General features: G+C 70.8%; 17 protein-coding genes. 10 read left to right on the top strand and 7 right to left on the bottom strand.

Annotation, left to right across the window (positions count from 1 at the left end):
* Window positions 1-119 precede the first annotated feature (119 nt).
* The 8 genes from fsa to F784_RS0105280 all read left to right on the top strand — a co-directional run bounded on the left by fsa (window position 120) and on the right by F784_RS0105280 (window position 7,171).
* The gene (gene fsa / locus F784_RS0105315; RefSeq protein ID WP_019585676.1) at window positions 120-845 is read left to right on the top strand and encodes a fructose-6-phosphate aldolase; all 726 of its coding nucleotides are present in this window, start codon (window positions 120-122) and stop codon (window positions 843-845) included.
* Window positions 842-2,119: a transcription termination factor Rho gene (gene rho, locus F784_RS0105310; protein ID WP_019585675.1), complete on the top strand. Its 1,278-nt coding sequence runs from the start codon at window positions 842-844 to the stop codon at window positions 2,117-2,119. The genes fsa and rho overlap by 4 nt, the downstream gene beginning before the upstream one ends.
* Before the next feature lie 105 nt (window positions 2,120-2,224).
* Window positions 2,225-3,607: a peptidoglycan DD-metalloendopeptidase family protein gene (locus tag F784_RS0105305; RefSeq protein ID WP_019585674.1), complete on the top strand. Its 1,383-nt coding sequence runs from the start codon at window positions 2,225-2,227 to the stop codon at window positions 3,605-3,607.
* Window positions 3,604-3,981, top strand: a complete 378-nt coding sequence (locus F784_RS0105300) for a response regulator (RefSeq protein ID WP_019585673.1) — start codon at window positions 3,604-3,606, stop codon at window positions 3,979-3,981. Before F784_RS0105305 ends, F784_RS0105300 begins: the two co-directional genes overlap by 4 nt.
* A 61-nt stretch (window positions 3,982-4,042) precedes the next feature.
* Window positions 4,043-4,933 (top strand): pyridoxal 5'-phosphate synthase lyase subunit PdxS, encoded by an 891-nt coding sequence (gene pdxS / locus F784_RS0105295; protein WP_026332284.1) that lies wholly within the window; start codon window positions 4,043-4,045, stop codon window positions 4,931-4,933.
* A gap of 97 nt (window positions 4,934-5,030) precedes the next feature.
* Window positions 5,031-5,645, top strand: a complete 615-nt coding sequence (pdxT, locus tag F784_RS0105290; protein ID WP_019585671.1) for a pyridoxal 5'-phosphate synthase glutaminase subunit PdxT — start codon at window positions 5,031-5,033, stop codon at window positions 5,643-5,645.
* A gap of 42 nt (window positions 5,646-5,687) precedes the next feature.
* Window positions 5,688-6,428: an alpha/beta fold hydrolase gene (locus F784_RS0105285; protein WP_019585670.1), complete on the top strand. Its 741-nt coding sequence runs from the start codon at window positions 5,688-5,690 to the stop codon at window positions 6,426-6,428.
* A complete protein-coding gene (locus F784_RS0105280; protein ID WP_019585669.1) occupies window positions 6,425-7,171 on the top strand; it encodes an alpha/beta fold hydrolase in 747 nt (248 codons plus the stop codon). Before F784_RS0105285 ends, F784_RS0105280 begins: the two co-directional genes overlap by 4 nt.
* Window positions 7,172-7,259: 88 nt before the next feature.
* Here F784_RS0105280 and F784_RS0105275 read toward each other — a convergent pair whose 3' ends face one another.
* From F784_RS0105275 to F784_RS0105255, 5 genes are read right to left on the bottom strand one after another with little or no spacing between them, the layout of a single operon-like run.
* Window positions 7,260-8,465, bottom strand: coding sequence for a Gfo/Idh/MocA family protein (locus F784_RS0105275; protein WP_157465028.1), 1,206 nt, complete (start codon window positions 8,463-8,465; stop codon window positions 7,260-7,262).
* Window positions 8,462-9,490, bottom strand: coding sequence for a dipeptide epimerase (locus F784_RS0105270; protein ID WP_019585667.1), 1,029 nt, complete (start codon window positions 9,488-9,490; stop codon window positions 8,462-8,464). Before F784_RS0105270 ends, F784_RS0105275 begins: the two co-directional genes overlap by 4 nt.
* Complete coding sequence (locus tag F784_RS0105265; RefSeq protein WP_019585666.1) at window positions 9,478-10,362, bottom strand: C40 family peptidase; 885 nt, start codon at window positions 10,360-10,362, stop codon at window positions 9,478-9,480. The genes F784_RS0105270 and F784_RS0105265 overlap by 13 nt, the downstream gene beginning before the upstream one ends.
* Before the next feature lie 22 nt (window positions 10,363-10,384).
* Complete coding sequence (locus tag F784_RS0105260) at window positions 10,385-11,383, bottom strand: dipeptidase (RefSeq protein ID WP_019585665.1); 999 nt, start codon at window positions 11,381-11,383, stop codon at window positions 10,385-10,387.
* Window positions 11,380-12,075 carry an HAD family hydrolase gene (locus tag F784_RS0105255; RefSeq protein WP_019585664.1) on the bottom strand — a complete coding sequence of 232 codons (696 nt, stop codon included), beginning with the start codon at window positions 12,073-12,075 and terminating at the stop codon, window positions 11,380-11,382. Before F784_RS0105255 ends, F784_RS0105260 begins: the two co-directional genes overlap by 4 nt.
* A gap of 229 nt (window positions 12,076-12,304) precedes the next feature.
* Between F784_RS0105255 and F784_RS0105250 the strand changes: the two genes are divergently transcribed.
* A complete protein-coding gene (locus F784_RS0105250) occupies window positions 12,305-13,462 on the top strand; it encodes an aminotransferase class V-fold PLP-dependent enzyme (protein WP_019585663.1) in 1,158 nt (385 codons plus the stop codon).
* Between the two features lie 34 nt (window positions 13,463-13,496).
* On the opposite strand, the gene F784_RS0105245 is transcribed toward F784_RS0105250, so the two are convergent.
* A complete protein-coding gene (locus F784_RS0105245; RefSeq protein WP_019585662.1) occupies window positions 13,497-14,201 on the bottom strand; it encodes a metallophosphoesterase family protein in 705 nt (234 codons plus the stop codon).
* A gap of 73 nt (window positions 14,202-14,274) precedes the next feature.
* On the opposite strand from F784_RS0105245, the gene lnt reads away from it, so the two are divergent.
* A complete protein-coding gene (lnt, locus tag F784_RS0105240; protein WP_019585661.1) occupies window positions 14,275-15,708 on the top strand; it encodes an apolipoprotein N-acyltransferase in 1,434 nt (477 codons plus the stop codon).
* A gap of 3 nt (window positions 15,709-15,711) precedes the next feature.
* Here lnt and F784_RS0105235 read toward each other — a convergent pair whose 3' ends face one another.
* A complete protein-coding gene (locus F784_RS0105235; RefSeq protein WP_019585660.1) occupies window positions 15,712-16,761 on the bottom strand; it encodes a tyrosine-type recombinase/integrase in 1,050 nt (349 codons plus the stop codon).
* Between the last annotated feature and the right edge of the window lie 188 nt (window positions 16,762-16,949).

Here is a 16,949-nt window from a genome sequence, read left to right as displayed (position 1 = left end):
ACGCATGTCGCCCGAGCGCGTATGGTGAATGGACAACAGGTGGGATGAGGGGCCCGCCCGCGGCAGCCGTGCGGCCCGGCTCCCTCCCAGAAACCGCTACTCTGACAGGAGGAGTCAACATGGAATTTTTCATCGATACCGCCGTCGTGGACGAGGTGCGCGAGATCAACGCCTGGGGCGTGCTCTCGGGCGTCACCACCAACCCCAGCCTGGTCGCCTCCTCGGGCCGCGACTTCAAGGAAGTCATCCAGGAGATCGCCGCACTCGTGGGCGGCGCGATCAGCGCGGAAGTCACCTCGCTCGACGCGGAGGGCATGATTCGTGAGGGCCGCGAGGTCGCGAGTTGGAGTGAACACGTCGTCGTCAAGCTGCCGCTCACCCCGGCGGGCCTCCAGGCGTGCCGGACACTGTCCAGCCAGGGCATCAAGACGAACGTGACCCTGTGCTTCTCCGTCCCCCAGGCGCTCCTCGCCGCCCGGGCCGGAGCGACCTACATCTCGCCCTTCGCGGGCCGGGTCGACGACATCGGCTGGGACGGCATCGAACTCGTGCGCCAGATCAAGGAGGCGTACGTGATGGGCGATATCCAGACCAAGGTCCTCGCCGCCTCCATCCGCCACCCTCAGCACGTCGTGCAGTCCGCGCTGGCCGGGGCCGACGTGGCGACCATCCCCTACAAGGTCTTCACCGCGATGATCAAGCACCCGCTGACCCAGGCGGGACTCGACGCCTTCCTCAAGGACTGGGCGAAGCGGGCCGGGGCCAGCCCCGAGACGCCCTCCAGCGAGGCGGGCACCAACCCGCAGGCGGGCGGCGTGACAGCCCAGGGAGGCCAGAAGAAGTGACCGAGCCCCAACTTGCGCCGCTCCCCTTCCACGAACTTCAGGGCAAAATCCTGCCCGAGCTGCACCTGATCGCCGCCCAGAGCGGCATCGAGAACTACCGCAAGCTCAAAAAGGACGCCCTGGCCCTGGCCATCATGGAGCGCCAGGCGGAGGCCGAGGGCCAGGTTCTCGCCCGCGGCTACCTGGACATCAGCGCCGACGGCTACGGCTTCCTGCAGGCCGACCTCCTCGACCCGGCCTCCAGAAGCGTGCTTGTGACGGCGGGTGTGATCAAGCAGTTCCACCTCCGCACCGGCGATGAGGTGATCGGCCGCGCCCGCCGCCCCCGCGAGAACGAGCGCTACGGCACCCTGGTGCAGGTCGAGGGGGTCAACGGCCTGGACCCCGAGTCCGCCCGCCAGCGTCCCCGCTTCGACGACCTGACGCCGACCTTCCCCGACCGCCAGCTCGTCTTGGAAGACCCGCTGATGGACGACAGCCTCTCGCTGCGGGTGGTGGACCTCCTCGTGCCCATCGGCCGGGGGCAGCGGGCGCTGATCGTCGCGCCCCCGAAGGCGGGCAAGACGACCCTGCTGAAAAAGGTCGCCAACTCCATCGTCAAGAACTACCCCGACGTGACGGTAATGGTCCTGCTGGTCGACGAGCGCCCCGAGGAGGTCACCGACTTCCGCGAGAGCGTGCAGGGCGCCCAGGTCATCGCCTCCACCTTTGACGAGCCGCCCCAGCACCACGTCCGCGTGGCGGAGTTCGTTCACGAGCGCGCCCGCCGCATCGTCGAGGAGGGCGGCCACGTCGTCATCCTGCTCGACTCGATCACCCGCCTCGCCCGCGCGAACAACCTCGTCACGCCGCCGACCGGCCGCACCCTCTCGGGCGGTCTGGACTCCAACGCGCTGCACTGGCCCAAGCGCTTCCTGGGCGCGGCGCGCAACATCCGAGACGGTGGCAGCCTGACCATCCTGGCGACCGCCCTCGTCGAGACCGGCTCGCGCATGGACGATGTGATCTTCGAGGAATTCAAGGGGACCGGCAACGCGGAACTCGTCCTCAGCCGCCGCCTGGAGGAGCGCCGCATCTTCCCCGCGCTCGACATCCTGAAGTCGGGCACCCGCCGCGAGGAGCTGCTCCTCCAGCCCGAGGTCTTGAAAAAGATGTGGCTCCTGCGCAAGGTGATCTCCGACATGGACCCCGCCGACGCGATGGAGATGCTGCTCTCGCGCATGGGCAAGACGCGCAACAACGTCGAGTTCCTCCAGTCGCTCGCGGGCGGCTGAGCCGCACTTTCAAAGTTCCTTTCCCCGGGGTGTCCGGGCGAATGCCTCCCGCAGAGGCAACCGCCGGACACCCCCTCCCTGGGGCCGTGTGCCCCTGGAGGTCCAGTGCCCGAGTTTCCCTCCCGCCCCACACGGGGCCACGCTCCCCTGCCCCGGCGGCTCGCCCTCACCCTCGCGCTGTCCGCCCTCGCCCCCCTCGCCGCCGCCCGGCCCGGGAGCCCGGAAGGCGTCGCCGACCTGCTGGGCGTGCCCACCCCCGCGGACCTGCTCCAGGCCGCCCTCCCGAGCGTCCACCTGACGCGCGTGGCCGAACCCCCCAGCGTCCTCGTGGTGAGTACCCAGCCCCCGGCGAGCGTCGCGGCCCGTTACGGGGTTCCCCCGGCGGCGGTGGCCGCCCTTCCCCGCCACGACGGGGAAGAGGCCCGTCTCCTGCGGGTGCGGCTGCCCGCACCCGTGCCGGACCATCCGCCCGCGCTGCCCGCCTCCATCGTCACCCACACCGTGCGGCCCGGCGAGACCCTGGCGAGCATCGCGGCGGACGCGGGCCTGGACCTCGTCGACCTGCTGAGCGCCAATCTCGACCGAACCAGCCTGGACGACCTTGAAGTCGGTGAAGTCCTCTACCTCCCGACCGCTGAGCGCGGTCTGCTCGTGCGGATCAAGCCCGGGCAGACCGCCCTAACGCTCATTGCCGGGTACGGGGCCGACCTCGCCCGCACCGCCCGCGCGAACGATGTGCTGCCCACCGCGCTCGGCGTGGGCGACTACCTCCTCCTCCCCGGGGTGCGCGCACAGGGCCTGTACGCCCAGCTCGCCCGGCACCGTGAGGCGCGGGAGGAGGCCGAGCGGCGGGCTGAGATGCAGGCCCGCTACGACCGCTACCTCGCTCAACAGAAGGAGCGCGAGCGCGCCCGGCTCCAGGAACTGTACGTCATGCAGGCCAAATACGAGGCCTACCTCGCCTGGCGTGACAGCCCCGAGCGCCAGCGCCTGATCGAGGCGTACGAGCAGCAGGCGCAGTACGAGGCCGCGCAGGCCGCCCTGCGCGAACGCGAGCAGGCCGCCCAACCCCTGCACGTCCAGGCCGCCGGAGTGAATGTCGCCGCCGCGGGCCACCTGGCCTGGCCGGTCCAGAATTCCCGCATCACCAGCCGCTTCGGCGAGGCCGACATTGACTACCACAAGCAGATCTTCCACGGCGGGGTGGATCTCGCCGCCCCCGCCGGGACTCCCGTCTACGCAGCGGCGGACGGCACCGTCACCGAAAGCGGGTATGGTGCGTATGGCATGAACGTCTACACGGCGCAGGGGGACAGCACGCTGGTGTACGGCCACCTCAGCCGCACCGCCGTGACGCCCGGACAGGCTGTCCGCCGCGGCGACCTGCTGGGCGAGGTCGGCTGCACTGGCATCTGCACGGGGCCGCACCTGCACTTCGAGGTCCGGCTGGACGGGCGGGCGGTCGACCCCCTGGCCCTGCTGCCATGAGGGCCCCGGCCCCGGACCTGCGCCTGCTCGTGGTCGACGACGAGGAGCAGATCCTCGAACTGCTCGACCTCACGCTGGGCCTCCAGGGCTTCCGGGTGGTCACCGCCCGCAGCGGCCCCGACGCGCTCACCGCCGCCCGGGACGCCGCCTTCGACGTGGTCGTGATGGACGTGCTGATGGCCCCCTGGGACGGCTTCGAGACGGTCCGGCGCCTTCAGGCCGAGCTGCGGGGCGCCATGCCGCCCGTCGTCTTCCTCTCGGGGCTCAACCGCCCCGAACACGTGCCCGGTCTCATCACCGACTACCTCGTCAAACCCTTCCGGCCTTCCCAACTCATCGAGAGCATCCGCCGGGTCGCTGCGGCGCGCGACTGACCCCATCCTTTCCCCCCAACTGGCCCTGCTCATGGGGCCAGTTCTGGACTAGCCTGCCCCCATGAGTGACATGCAGACCGGAACTCCCCAGATCAAGCAGGGCTTTGCCGAGATGTTCAAGGGCGGCGTCATCATGGATGTGGTGACCGCCGACCAGGCCCGCATCGCCGAGGCCGCCGGGGCGACCGCCGTCATGGCGTTGGAGCGCGTGCCCGCCGACATCCGCGCGGACGGCGGTGTGGCCCGCATGAGCGACCCGAAGATGATCAAGGAGATCATCGCCGCCGTGACGATCCCGGTGATGGCGAAGGTCCGCATCGGCCACTTCGTCGAGGCGCAGATCCTCCAGGCGCTCGGCGTGGACTTCATCGACGAGTCGGAAGTGCTGACCCCCGCCGATGACCAGTTCCACATCGAGAAAACGAAGTTCGCCGTCCCCTTCGTCTGCGGCGCCAAGAATCTGGGCGAGGCCCTGCGCCGCGTCGGCGAGGGCGCCTCCATGATCCGGACCAAGGGTGAGGCGGGCACCGGCAACATCATTGAGGCCGTGCGCCACGCCCGCACGGTCCTGGGCGAAATCCGCGCCATCCAGGCCCGCCCCACGGAGGAGCTGATGACCGTCGCCCGCGACCTCCAGGCGCCCTACCACCTCGTTCAGTATGTCCACGAACACGGCAAACTCCCCGTCGTGAACTTCGCCGCTGGGGGCGTTGCCACCCCCGCCGACGCGGCCTTGATGATGCACCTTGGCCTCGACGGCGTGTTCGTCGGCAGCGGTATCTTCAAGAGCGACAACCCCGAGCGCCGCGCCCACGCCATCGTGAAGGCCGTCACCCACTACCAGAACCCCGAGGTCCTCGCCGAAGTCAGCGAGGACCTCGGCGCCCCCATGACCGGCATCAACATCGACAGCCTGATCCCCGAGGAGCGGCTGGCCGGACGAGGCTGGTAGGAGAAAAGAGGAGAGGAGGGGCACCAAGCGCACCCTCCTTTCCTGCAAATTAATACAAAGACAGTTTAGGTAGTCGCTTCTATCGCAACGGAGCCCTATGACCCCACCTGCCACCCCCACCATTGGCGTCCTCGCCCTCCAGGGGGCCTTCCGCGAACACCGCCAGCGCCTTGAAGCCCTCGGTGCCCACGTCACAGAGGTGCGTCTCCCCACCGACCTCGCCGCACTGGACGGCCTGATCCTCCCCGGCGGGGAGAGCACCACCATCGCCCGGCTGATGACCGACTTCGGGCTGTGGAGGCCCGTCCGCGACTTCCACGCGCGCGGCGGAGCCCTGTGGGGCACCTGCGCGGGAGCCATCCTGCTCGCGCGGGAAGTCCTCGGCGCTCCCCCCCAGTTCGGCGGCCAGCAGGACAGCCTCGCCGTCATGGACCTCACCGTGCGGCGCAACGCCTTCGGGCGACAGGTCGATTCCTTCCACACAGGGCTCGACATCCCCGAACTCGGTGCCCCCTTTCCCGCCGTCTTCATCCGCGCGCCCGTCATCGAGCGGGTGGGGGAGAGGGTTGACGTCCTCGCCCACCACGCGGGGCAGATCGTCCTCGCCCGCCAGGGAAGGCTGCTCGCCTCCTCCTTTCACCCCGAACTCACGCCCGACACGCGGCTGCACGCGCTGTTCCTGAAGATGGCGGCCGCCCCCGTCCCCGGCTGAAGCCTCACCACTTTCTTAAGCCCTCCCGGCGGCCTTTCCCGTATGCTCGGGCGCGTGCGAGCCCTGCAATTTCGCTCCCGCGGGGCGACCCTGAGCTACGACGCGACCGGGCACGGCGACCCCATCGTGCTCGTCCACGGCCTGAGCGGGTCGAGCCGCTGGTGGCGGCGCAACGTCCCCGCGCTGTCGGCGGCGCACCGCGTCTACGTCCTCGACCTCGCGGGCTACGGGCAGGCGTGGCGTCAGCGGTCGCTGGGGGTGCACGCCGCCGCCGACCTGATCGCCGCCTGGCTCGACCACCTTGACCTGAGGAACGTCACCCTGATCGGGCACTCCCTGGGCGGGCACATCTCCATGCACGTCGCCGCCCGGCGCCCCGAGCGGGTGCGCGTCCTCGTCCTCGCCTGCGCGAGCGGCCTGCTGCGGGACAGGCTCTACCGGGTCGCCCTGCAACTCCCGCGTGCCGTCCTGACCGGCCGGGTCACCTTCATGCCGCGCATCCTCGCCGACGCCGCGCGCAGCGGGCCCCTCAACCTGTGGCGCAGCACCCGCGACCTGCTGAAAGACAGCGTGCAGGACGTCCTGCCCGGCCTCACCGCCCGGACGCTGGTAATCTGGGGGGGGCGGGACGCGCTGGTGCCCGCCGCCCTGGGCCGCTCGCTCGCCGCCGCGATCCCTGGCGCCCGCTACGAGGAGATTCCGCGCGCGGGCCACGTGGTGATGGTGGACGCACCCGCCCGGTTCAACGCGCTCGTCCTCGACTTCCTGCAAGGGGGCGCTTGAGAGCCGAATCCCGCTACACCCGCGTCCGCGGCCTGCTCACCCACGCCCGGGTGCGCGGCGAGGGCCCTCCCCTGGTCATCGTCCCCGGCCTGGGCTGCGCCTCCTGGATGTATGCGCGCGTCGCCCGTCAACTCGCCCCCGGGCGCACAGTGTACGCCTACGACCCGCCCGGCCACGGCCTGAGCGCGGGCCGCCCCGGCTCCCCGCGCACCATCGAGGGCCTTACGAATCACCTCGCCGCCTGGCTCACGGAGGCGGGCCTGGGCCGCGTGCCGCTGCTGGGCCACTCACTCGGTGCGGAGGTGATCTTCGACCTCGCCGCACGCCACCCGGGGCACGTGTCCGCCGTGATCGCCTGCGCGCCCACCGGCATCCCCGAGAACCCCAGCGTGCGGGTGCAACTGGGGCGCCTCCTCCTCGACCTGCCCCGCGAGCGGCCTGGCCTGTTCCTGCCCGCCCTGGCCGCCTACACCCGCAGCGGCCCCGCCCGGATGTTGCGCCTGGCGCAGAACCAGAGCGAGCACGACACCGGCCCGCTGCTCCCCCACGTGCGGGCTCCCACCCTGCTCCTCGACGGCACCCACGACCCCGTCATCCAGGCCTGGACCCTGGAGGCGATCTGCGCCGCCATCCCCGACGCAACGGTCCGCGAAATTCCGGGCGGCACCCATGCCCTCACCGACTCCTTTCCCCAGACGGTGGCCCGCTATACTCTCGACTTCCTGCGGGAGGCTAAGGCATAGAGCCCCCTTTGGGAGTACCTGCGGCATAGAATTAATACAAGGCAGGGCTTGAGGGATGAGCAGCGCACAAGAGGTCCGGCAAGCCCCCTCACACCCGCTCCACCGTCGTCCGCCGCCGCGCCCGCTCCGCCGCGAAGGCCATTCGGTGAGAATCCAATGACTCGGCCAGGGATGTGGGCACGCCCGCCTCCCTCCGCAGGAAGGCCAGCCACGCCGCGACCAGGGCGAGATCGCCGCCGCCGTGGTTGCCGCCTACATCGGCCGTCAGCAACTCGGCCACGTCCGTGCGGAAGTCATGCACCTCGATCTCACCCCGGTCCAGGTGGCCGCGCAGTTCGCCGTGGGTGCCCAGCAGCTTCAGCGTCCGGGTATTGTCATGGGTGAACGCACTCACCGTGAGTTGGGCCGTCACCCCGTTAGCAAAGACGACGGTGACGGCCTGGTGGTCCACCACGTCATTCCCGCCGCCGTACACGCAGCGCCCATAGGGTCCAGACGCCAGCGCGTCAGCCAGAGAGACGCCCCCCGCCGTCAGCACCGTGACGGGCCAGCGCTCCGGGTCGCGGGTGGTGTAAATGCGCCGCGCGTCATAGGGGCAGCCCATCAGCGGGCAGGTCACACAACGGTCCGAGGCCCCGGGCGGCGCCTCCCCCGGCCGGAAGTGGAACAGCGCCCCCTCGCTGCTCACCCGCACGGGCGGCGCCCCGGCGAACCAGCGCAGCAGGTCGAGGTCATGCCCACTCTTCGCCAGCACGAAGGGCGCGGCGGGCGGCGACTGGGCCCAGTTCCCCCGCACATACGAGTGCGCGTAATGCCAGTACGCCACGTTCTCCGCGTGCTGAATTCCGACCAGCCGTCCCAGCCGCCCCGAATCCAGCACCCCCCGGATCGCCCGGAAGAAGGGCGTCGCCCGCAGCACGTGGCAGACCGTTACGCGCCCGCTGGAGGCCGCCTCTGCCGCCAGCAGCACGTCCAGCTCGGCCTCCTCCAGACAGATGGGCTTTTCCAGCAGCACGTCGTACCCGAGGTCCAGCGCCCGCAGGCACGGCCCCACGTGGGCGTCGTCCGGCGTGGCGATCACCAGCGCGTCCGCCACCCGACCCAGGGCGAAGAAAGCGTCCGAATCGAGGAAACACGCCTCCGGCCCCAGCCCGTGCCTGGAGGCGACCTCCCGCAACCGGGCGGGCCGGGGATCGACGAGGTGGGTGACGCTCGCCCCTTCCGCCGCCAGGTGCCGCGCGTACACGTCCGCCCCCCGGTTGCCGCAGCCGAGGACGGCGACGGTGACGGTCAACTCCGCTCCACCCCCCACCCCATCCCGGTCGGCCGCTCCAGCTGCCCCGCCGTCCACTCCAGCCCCGTGAACGGGTCGTCCCCCAGGAGCAGCGCCCCGTCGAGGTCCGCCCAGTCGCACAGGCCCGCCAGATGCGCCGCCGCCGCGATCCCCAGGCTGCTCTCAATCATGCAGCCCATCATCACCTGGAGGCCGTGGGCGCGGGCCAGCCGGAGCGCGGTGAGGGCCTGCAAGGGGCCGCCCAGCTTGGCGAGCTTGAGGTTCACCCCGTCAAAGGCTCCGGCGAGGGCGAGCACGTCCGAGACATGGTGCAGGCTCTCGTCCGCCACGATGGGCACCCGAGCGAGGCGGCGCAGCCCCGCGTGGCCCTCCAGGTCCCCCGCCGCCAGGGGCTGCTCGACGAGTTCCACCCGGGCCGCCTCCAGCACCGCGAGCATCCGCGCCGCCCGCGCCCGGGTCCAACCCGCGTTCGCATCCACCCGGAGCGCCACGTCCGGAACCTCCTCCCGCAGCGCCTCCAGGATGGCCTCGTCCCGGTCGGTGCCCAGCTTCACCTTCAGGACGCCGTGCCCGCGTGCCACGGCCCCCCGCGCCTGCCGCCGCATCTCCCCGAGATCACCCAAACTGACGGTATAGCTGCTCTCCGGCAGGGGAGAGGACGACAGCCCCAGCAGGCGCCAGACCGGCACCCCCGCGGCACAGGCCGCCCACTCGACCCCCGCCATCTCCAGCGCGCACTTCACGCTGGGGTGCCCCTGCGGCATCCGGGCGTTCATCCGCTCACGCAGCCCGTCCCAGTCCCATCCGTCCGTCAGCGCCTCCGCGAGGAGAGGCAGCACCGCCTCCACCGTCCCGCGCGTCTCGCCGTAAAAGGCGTTCGGGGCCGCCTCCCCCCGGCCCGTCACTCCATCCTGCTCGAAGATGACGAAGGTGCGTGGGTAGGTCGAGTGCGTCCAGCGCGCGATGCCGAAGGGCTGGGCGGTATGCAGCTCCAGCGTCTCCCAGGTCACGCTCACGCGGGCCACCGCCCGAAGCCCGTCAGGGCCCGCTCCAGCCGCGTGCCGTACTCGCCCTCGCCCAGCGTCTCCACCGTGACGCGCATGTGCGTGGCGTTGGCGTGGACGAGCCGCCGAGCGTCCAGCATGACCCCGACGTGGCCGGGAAAGAACACCAGGTCGCCCCGCTGAGGCGTCTGCACCGGCTGCAACGCCTCCTGCTGCTGGTCCGCGTCGCGCGGGAGGGAGAGCCCCAGCGCCCAGTACGCGAGCTGCGTCAGCCCCGAGCAGTCCAGCCCCCACGCGCTGCGCCCGCCCCAGACATAGGGTGTCTCCAACAGGCGCAGCGCGAACTCCGCCGCGTCCGCTGGCGGGGTGGGGGAGAGGATTACCTCCTGCACCCAGGCCCCGGTGCCGTCCGGCAGGAAGACCGGCACCCAGCGGCGGCCATCCTCGGTTTCCACCTCACCGGGCACGCGGGTCAGCCTCGCCCCGGCGCACAGCTCCGCGACGATGGGGCGGCTCACCCGTGGCCCCGCGAAGGCGTGGGCCCGCAGGGCCGTGACGCGCAACTCCTCCCCCCCTGGCCGCCGCCCCGTCAGCAGCGAGTCCCCCCGCGCCCAGCCCGGATACCGGTCGTGCCCTGTCCGCACCCAGGCCCAGCCGCCTTCCCGCTCCGTCAGCACCTCCAGCGCCTCCCCGGGCAGCGCCTCCGTCACCTGCGCGGCGTCCAGATCAGGCCGGGCCCGCAGGCTGACGCGGGCATTCCCGGCGCGCGCCGGACGAGGAGTGACGAAGTGCCACCCCTCGTCCGGCAGGAGGCCGCGCAACTCTGCCGCCGCCAGCCGGGTGACCGGGTCGAAGGCGTGTGTGCGGGGGTCCAGGGGGGGAGCGGTGAGCATGCCCCCAGGGTAGCGCGTCCCCCTACAGGAGGCGGGTCAGCCAGCGGGCCCAGTTCCCGCCCGCCACCCCCGCCCGGTGCTCCTCCGGCAACAGGTCCAGAAAGCGCCCCACGTCCCGGTAGCGCTCCACTCCCGCCGGAGCCTTTTCCCGCCCGAAGCCGCCGTCCAGGTCGGTGCCCAGCCCTACATGCTCCCAGCCCACCAGCCCCGCGTAGTGCCGGGCGTGGGCCGCGAGTTCGTCCAGCCCCACCCGCGGCTGGCTCAGAGTCCACCCCGGCCGGACGAACGGGCTCAGGAACACCAGGCCGATCACCCCGCCCGACGCCGCCGCCGCCCGCGCCATCTCGTCCGTGAGGTGGCGGTTCCCGGGCAGGAACGCGCGGCTGTTGGAATGCGAGACAATCATCCGCGGCCCGATCTCCACCGCCTCCCAGAACGCGGCATCGTCCAGGTGCGAGGCGTCGAGCGCCACCCCCAGGTCCCGCATCGCCGTGACGAGCGCACGGCCCTCCGGCGTCAGCGGCCCCGGCGCGTCCGTGCCCCCCGCGTAGCGGGTCCGGCCCCACGCCGGGCCGATCAGCCGCACGCCCGCCTCCACCCAGAACCCCAGGTCTCCTGGGTCCCGCACCGGGTCCGCCCCCTCCATCAGGAGCACCACGCCGAGGGGACCGTCCGGGTCCGCCAGATGCGTCCCCACCTCCGCCCCATTCCTCAACAGCCGGATCAGCCCCCGGTCCTCCCAGCGGCGGTACGTGTCCAGTTGCGCGAGGGCCTGCGCCCGTGCCCCCGCGGGGTCCATGTACCCTTCCGGACTCTCACCCGTCCGCGGCAACGCGAACAGCGTCCCGAAGCACACCCGCGTCCCCGCCTCCCTCAGCTCCCCGAAGGTCACCATCGCCGTCTGGCCCGGCACCGGGTCGCGTTCCCGCAACGTCTCCAGGTCGAGTGTCAGGTCCCGGCCCAGCCCCGCGGCCCAGGCCAGGTCGAGGTGCCCGTCCACCAGAAAGGGCGGCCGGGTCAAGCGGGCACCGGCCCGTCCACCAGCGCCAGTACGCCCCACAGGCTATGCAGAACTCCCGGCACCTGCCGCGAGAGGTCGATCTGCACTGCCTTCATCCCCAGCGCCCGCGCGGCCTCGACATTCTCCAGCCGGTCATCCACGAACAGCACCTCCCCCGCCGGAAGTCCCAGCCGTTCCAACGCGTACGTGAACGCCCTCCCCTCCGGCTTGTGAGCCCCGACCACGCAGCTCGCCACCGCCACATCCACCCCGTCATCCAGCCCCAGCGCCGTCAACGTCCGGTCGATGCTCGGCAGCGTGTTGCTCAGCACCCCGACCCTCAGGCCCCGGGCCCGCAATTCAATCAGCACCTCCCACGCCCCCTCCACCGGCCTCAGGTAGCGCTCGTAGGGAAAGGCGGCGAGCACCTGAGCAGCCTGCCCCGCATCCAGCCCCAGCCGCGTGCCGAGCTGCTCCCCGTAGTGCGCCCAGAACACTTCCTCCTCCTCGTGCGTCCGCAGATCCCACCACGAGGACGTGTGTTCCTGCCACAGCCCGGCCAGCACCCGCCCCGCCAACTTCGGGTCTACTCCGAACCGCTTACTCGCCCACAGCGCCGCCTCTCGGTACACCCCCGGGTCGGCATACGCCAGGGTGTCGTCACGGTCGAACAGGACAGCGCGCAGCCGCCCGGAGGAACTTGAGGTCGTCACAGTCGATCATTCTAAGCCCTCCAAAAAGAGGAGGAAATACCATTTTCACGAACCAGTCATATCGTGAATATATTCACTTATAGACACTGCTTCCGCTCACATCTCCATGTCAGTTTAAAAGAGGTCAAGGTTTGAAGAAAAGCAACGGAATTGCGCCTTCCCACCCCAGGAACCCATCTAGAGCAATGTTATTGCGTCAGCACCCGGACAGGATGCTACACTCCACCCCATGCTCGAGGACTGCCCCGGCTCCTTCCCGGACCATATCCTGCTGACGCCCGGACCCACGCCAATCCATCCCCGCGCCCAGCGGGCGCTGCTGCGCGGCATGCTCGGTCACATGGACCCCGAGGTGTTCGCCCTGAACGGGGAGATCCAGGCGGACCTGCGAGCGCTGTACGGTACGGCTCCGGAAACCTTCACCGCGTTGCTGGCAGGCACCGGCAGCCTGGGGATGGAGGCGGGGTTCGCCAACCTCGTCGAGCCGGGCGACGAGGTGCTGGTGTGCGTGAACGGGTCCTTCGGGCGGCGTATGGCGGAGATGGCGGGGCGTTACGGCGCGCGGGTCCGTCTGGTGGAGGCGCCACTCGGGCAGCCCATCGAACCGGCCGCTGTGGCCGCGAACCTCGGCGGCGCGCGGCTCGTCGCCGTGGTCCACGGGGAGACGAGTACCGGCGTGCTCAACCCGGTGCCTGAAATTGCGGAGATCGTGCGCGGGAGCGGCGCCCTCCTGACCGTGGATGCGGTGACCACGGCCGGGATGGAGCCCTTCCACATGGATGCCTGGGGGATCGACTACGTATACACCGGCGCGCAGAAGTGCCTCTCGGCCCCCCCCGGCGTCGCCCCGGTGGCGATCAGTGAGCGGGCCTTTGCCCGGTATGCGGCCCGGCGCACCCCCACGCCCCTGTGGTACTGCGACTTCGGTGGGCTGCGCGACTACTGGGAGGAACACACCTACCACCACACCGTGCCCGTCAACCTGCACTACGCCCTGCACGCCGCCCTGGAGGCCGCCCTGGAGGAGGGCCTGACCGTCCGCCAGACCCGGGTGCAGGAGGTCGGGGAGGCCGTGCTCGCAGCGCTGACCCCGCTGGGCTTCGCGCCCTACGTGGAGAACCCCGCCGCGCGGCTGCCCACCGTCCTCGCCCTGCTGCTGCCCGCAGGCTTCGACGACGCCGGGGTCCGCTCCGCCCTACGCGAGCGCGAGATCAGCGTGACGGGCGGCCTGGGTCCCACCGCCGGGCTGATCTGGCGCCTGGGCCTGATGGGGGAGGCCGCGCGCCCCGCCCCCTACCGCGCCCTGCTCGCCGCCCTGGAAGCGTTGCTGAACGAGCGGGGCCTGGTGGACCGCTTCGACCGGGCGCTGGGAGCAGTGCCTGCCTGAAGGGGGTGGGGGTCCCGACCTTGTCCCGGGCCTCTTACCCCATCCGCCCGGTGCGAATCACGTCCGCGACCACCGGCGGCAGGTTCCACGCCAGGATGTCGAAGGCGGAGGAGGCGTAGTCGTAGGGCACCTTGTGCAGGGTGACCCTGGGCCGCCGCCCCACGCAGTCCACCAGGGCCACGTCCGCCCCCGGCTCGCTGTTCAGGCTCAGCCCGACCGAGCCGGGGTCCACGAAGGTTGTCTCGCCGACCACCCGCACGAACGGGACGTGCGAGCCGCCCACCACGATCACCCGGGACCCCAGCGTCTCCGCCAGGTCCTCCAGCTCGCGCTCGGGGGCCATAAGGTCCAGCCGCTGCTCGGGCGCGTGGGGCGAGCCGTGGAAGAAACGCACGCGCCCCACCGGGGTCATCAGGCGGCCGCCGGGGGGCAAGCGGCGCAGGAAGTCGCGCTGCTCGGCCGAGAGCACCTTGCGCGTCCACTCCAGAATCTGGTCCGCGACGCCCCCGCGCGCGGGGTTCCCCCCCAGTTCCAGCGCCACCCGCAGGTCGCTGGAGCCCAGGCCCGTCTGCCAGCCCTCGCGGCGCACGAAGTCGATCACGGGTCCCGGCGAGGCCCCGTAGCCGACCAGATCGCCGACCACGACGACTCCATTCACCACGTTCTCGGAAAGGAAGCGCTTGACGGCCGTCAGCGCGTGGATATTGCCGTGGAGGTCACTGATAAACGCCAGTCTCAAGGTGAGCCCATGCTAGTGCAAAGTCCGCCCGCCCGCTGCCGCATTTCCCTGCTCCGGCCCCTATCATGGCCCGGTGCGTCTGCCGCCCCCCCTGATCGCCGCCTTCCTCGGGGTCCTGCTCGCCGCCTGCGGCCTGCCGCTTCCCTGGAGTTTCCTGTCGTACCTGCCGCTCGCGGGGCTGCTGCTGTTCGTCTCGGGCGGCGCCTCGCCCCGTGAGGTCGCCGGGCGGATGTGGTGGTCGGGCACCGCTTACAGCGCCGTCCACCTGTGGTGGCTCACCGCCTTTCTCGCCAAGCTGTTCGGCACCCCCGCCTTAGGGGTCCTCGCCTTCGCCCTCTTCGCGTTGGAAGGGGCCTTCCTGGCGCTGATGGCCTGGCTCGCCGCGAGACTCGTCCGTTCGCGCGAGGCCCGGGTCTGGGCGCTGGCGGGCGGCTGGGTACTCCTGGAATGGCTGCGTTTCCTCGGGCCGCTCGCCTTTCCCTGGCCCACCCTGGGCTACACCCTCCTGCCCACCCCCGCCATCCAGATTGCCGACCTGGGCGGGGTGCTGCTGGGCAGCGTGCTCATGACCGCCACCGCCGCCGCGCTGGTGTCGTTCTGGTGGGGGAGACGCTCCCCCCTCGTCCTGCTCTCAGCCCTGTGGGTGGGTGCGCTGGCGTACGGAGTGACACGGATGCCGGGAACGGGACCCATTCAGCCCATGCTGGTGCTGCGGACCACCTTCGACTCGTTCGGGCGGGCGACCCGCCAGCTCACGCCTGAGGAGCAGCTCGAGGTTCAGCGCAGGCTCAGCGCCTCCCGCGCGCCCGGGGAACTCGTCGTCTGGAGCGAAACCGCCCTGACGAGCATCGAGGTGCCTGCCCGCCTCCCGGAGTTCCCCGGCCCGGGCATCAGCGGTCTGGGAACTTTCCAGCCCCGCCAGAACGCAGTGGTCAGCGTCGACGCCTCGGGCCGGGTCGTCAGCCTGGACCTCAAGGCCCGGCTGGTGCCGTTCGGCGAGTATTTCCCGCTGTATCAGGCCTTGAGGCCCGCCTACGGGGTGATCGAGGGGGCCATCGGCTTCGAGTTGCCTGTCCTCACCGCCGCCCAACAGATTGCCCCCCTGCGCCTCGGCAGCTCCCTCTACGGTGCCTACGTCTGCTATGACAGCGTCTTTCCCTGGGTCGCCCGGCAACTCGTGGGGAAAGGGGCCAAGCTTCTCGTTAACCCCAGCAACGATGGCTGGTACGAGGGCTGGGGCGTCCAGCAGCACTTCCTGATGGGCCGGGTGCGCGCCATCGAGACCCGGCGCTGGCTGGTCCGCAGCGTGAACGAGGGCGTGGCCGCCGCCGTGAACGACCTCGGCGAACCGGTCCAGACTTTGAGCGCTGGGGAGGGCGCCCTCTACGTCCGCCCCCGCCTGCTGGGCGGGCAGACCGTCTACACCCGGCTCGGCGACCTACCCGCCCTGCTCCTCGCGGCCCTGATGCTCTTCTATGCGCTGCGGCTCGACCGGAGGGAACGTTAAGCCCTACTCCTCCCCAGCCCGCAGCCGCTCCATCGCCTCCACGGCCTCGCGGCGCACGTCCACGTCCATCTTCGCGTAGATCGCGCTCGTCGTGACCGAGGCGTGGCCCAGCAGGTCGGCAACGACATGCAGGTCGCGGGTGGCCCGGTACAGGTGCGTGCCCGCGGTGCGCCGCAGCGTGTGCAGGCCCCACAGCTCGGGGGGCAGGCCGAGGTGGCGGTAGTAGGTGTGGGCGATGAACCGCGCCCCGTCCGTCGAGAGGCGCCCCCCGTAATTCACACCCGACAGGGACACGAGGAGGGCAGGTCCCTCCCCGTCCGCCGTCACCGCGCGGCGGGCCACCAGCCAGCGCCCCAGTACCGCCTTCACCGTGGCGGGCAGCGGGACGACCCGCGCCTTGCCGCCTTTACCCCGCACGGTCAGTGACTCCCCGGTCAGGTCCACGTCGGCCACGGCCAGCCCCACGATCTCTGCCGCCCGCAGGCCCAGCGTGCCCCCCAGCACCAGCAGGAGCATATCGCGGCTGGCCCGCAGCCCGTCCTGGGCGTGGAGTTCCGCGGGTAGAACCAGCAACTCGCGGATTTGCGCCTGCGTCAGCGCACGCTTTTTCGCGTGGGCGGGTGTGGGATCGGAAGGCGGGGATACCCCCGCGCTCGGGTCCGCTTTCAAGACGTTCGCCCAGACCAGGGCCTTCATCAGGTTGCGCGCCCCGTACAGGTGGCGTTTGACGGTGTTCGGCTTCAGCCCGGCCTCCTGCATGTGCAGCAGCCAGACCTCGAAATCCTCGGCCATGAGCTGATTGAGGGCGCGGCTGGGAGCCTCGGGCGGCCCGGTAAACGCCAGGAACTGCCGGATCGATTCGGCGTAGGCCTTCAACGTCAGCTCGCTCGTGCGGCCCTTGCGGCTGGACTTGAGCCGCATATACGTTGTCGTGAGATCGACCAACGCCTCAGCATCCTGCGCGTGCGCGGCCCGCAACCCCTCGCGACGCCGGTTCTCGGAACTGCTCCACTTGCTCGCCAGTTGCAGGGCCAGGCCCGAAGGTTTCGTCATCAGCACATTCTACTTCGCAGAACTGAAATTCTCCGGAGTAGAAAGTAGACATGGAACGGCAGAAGCGGTGTTTCTCTTGCGCTGAGGTAGTACTTCTCGTAGCCTTTGGGCCTCGCCAGAGATCGGCTCACTATCAGGGTTGCCGCCTGACGGCCAAAGTTTGCGCCACCTGTGGGCAAATGCTGAGG

Source organism: Deinococcus apachensis DSM 19763 (genome assembly GCF_000381345.1).
GTDB classification, from domain to species: Bacteria; Deinococcota; Deinococci; order Deinococcales; family Deinococcaceae; genus Deinococcus; species Deinococcus apachensis.
Note: the sequence above shows the minus strand (reverse complement) of the source record. Positions and strands in the feature narration are given on the sequence as shown.

Excerpts from the sequence above, each read along its gene's own strand:
- pdxT (WP_019585671.1), top strand. The coding sequence starts at position 5,031 with ATGACCCCACCTGCCACCCCCACCATTGGCGTCCTCGCCCTCCAGGGG.
- fsa (WP_019585676.1), top strand. The coding sequence starts at position 120 with ATGGAATTTTTCATCGATACCGCCGTCGTGGACGAGGTGCGCGAGATC.
- F784_RS0105235 (WP_019585660.1), bottom strand. The coding sequence starts at position 16,761 with ATGACGAAACCTTCGGGCCTGGCCCTGCAACTGGCGAGCAAGTGGAGC.
- F784_RS0105285 (WP_019585670.1), top strand. The coding sequence starts at position 5,688 with ATGCTCGGGCGCGTGCGAGCCCTGCAATTTCGCTCCCGCGGGGCGACC.
- F784_RS0105250 (WP_019585663.1), top strand. The coding sequence starts at position 12,305 with ATGCTCGAGGACTGCCCCGGCTCCTTCCCGGACCATATCCTGCTGACG.
- F784_RS0105300 (WP_019585673.1), top strand. The coding sequence starts at position 3,604 with ATGAGGGCCCCGGCCCCGGACCTGCGCCTGCTCGTGGTCGACGACGAG.
- F784_RS0105265 (WP_019585666.1), bottom strand. The coding sequence starts at position 10,362 with ATGCTCACCGCTCCCCCCCTGGACCCCCGCACACACGCCTTCGACCCG.
- pdxS (WP_026332284.1), top strand. The coding sequence starts at position 4,043 with ATGAGTGACATGCAGACCGGAACTCCCCAGATCAAGCAGGGCTTTGCC.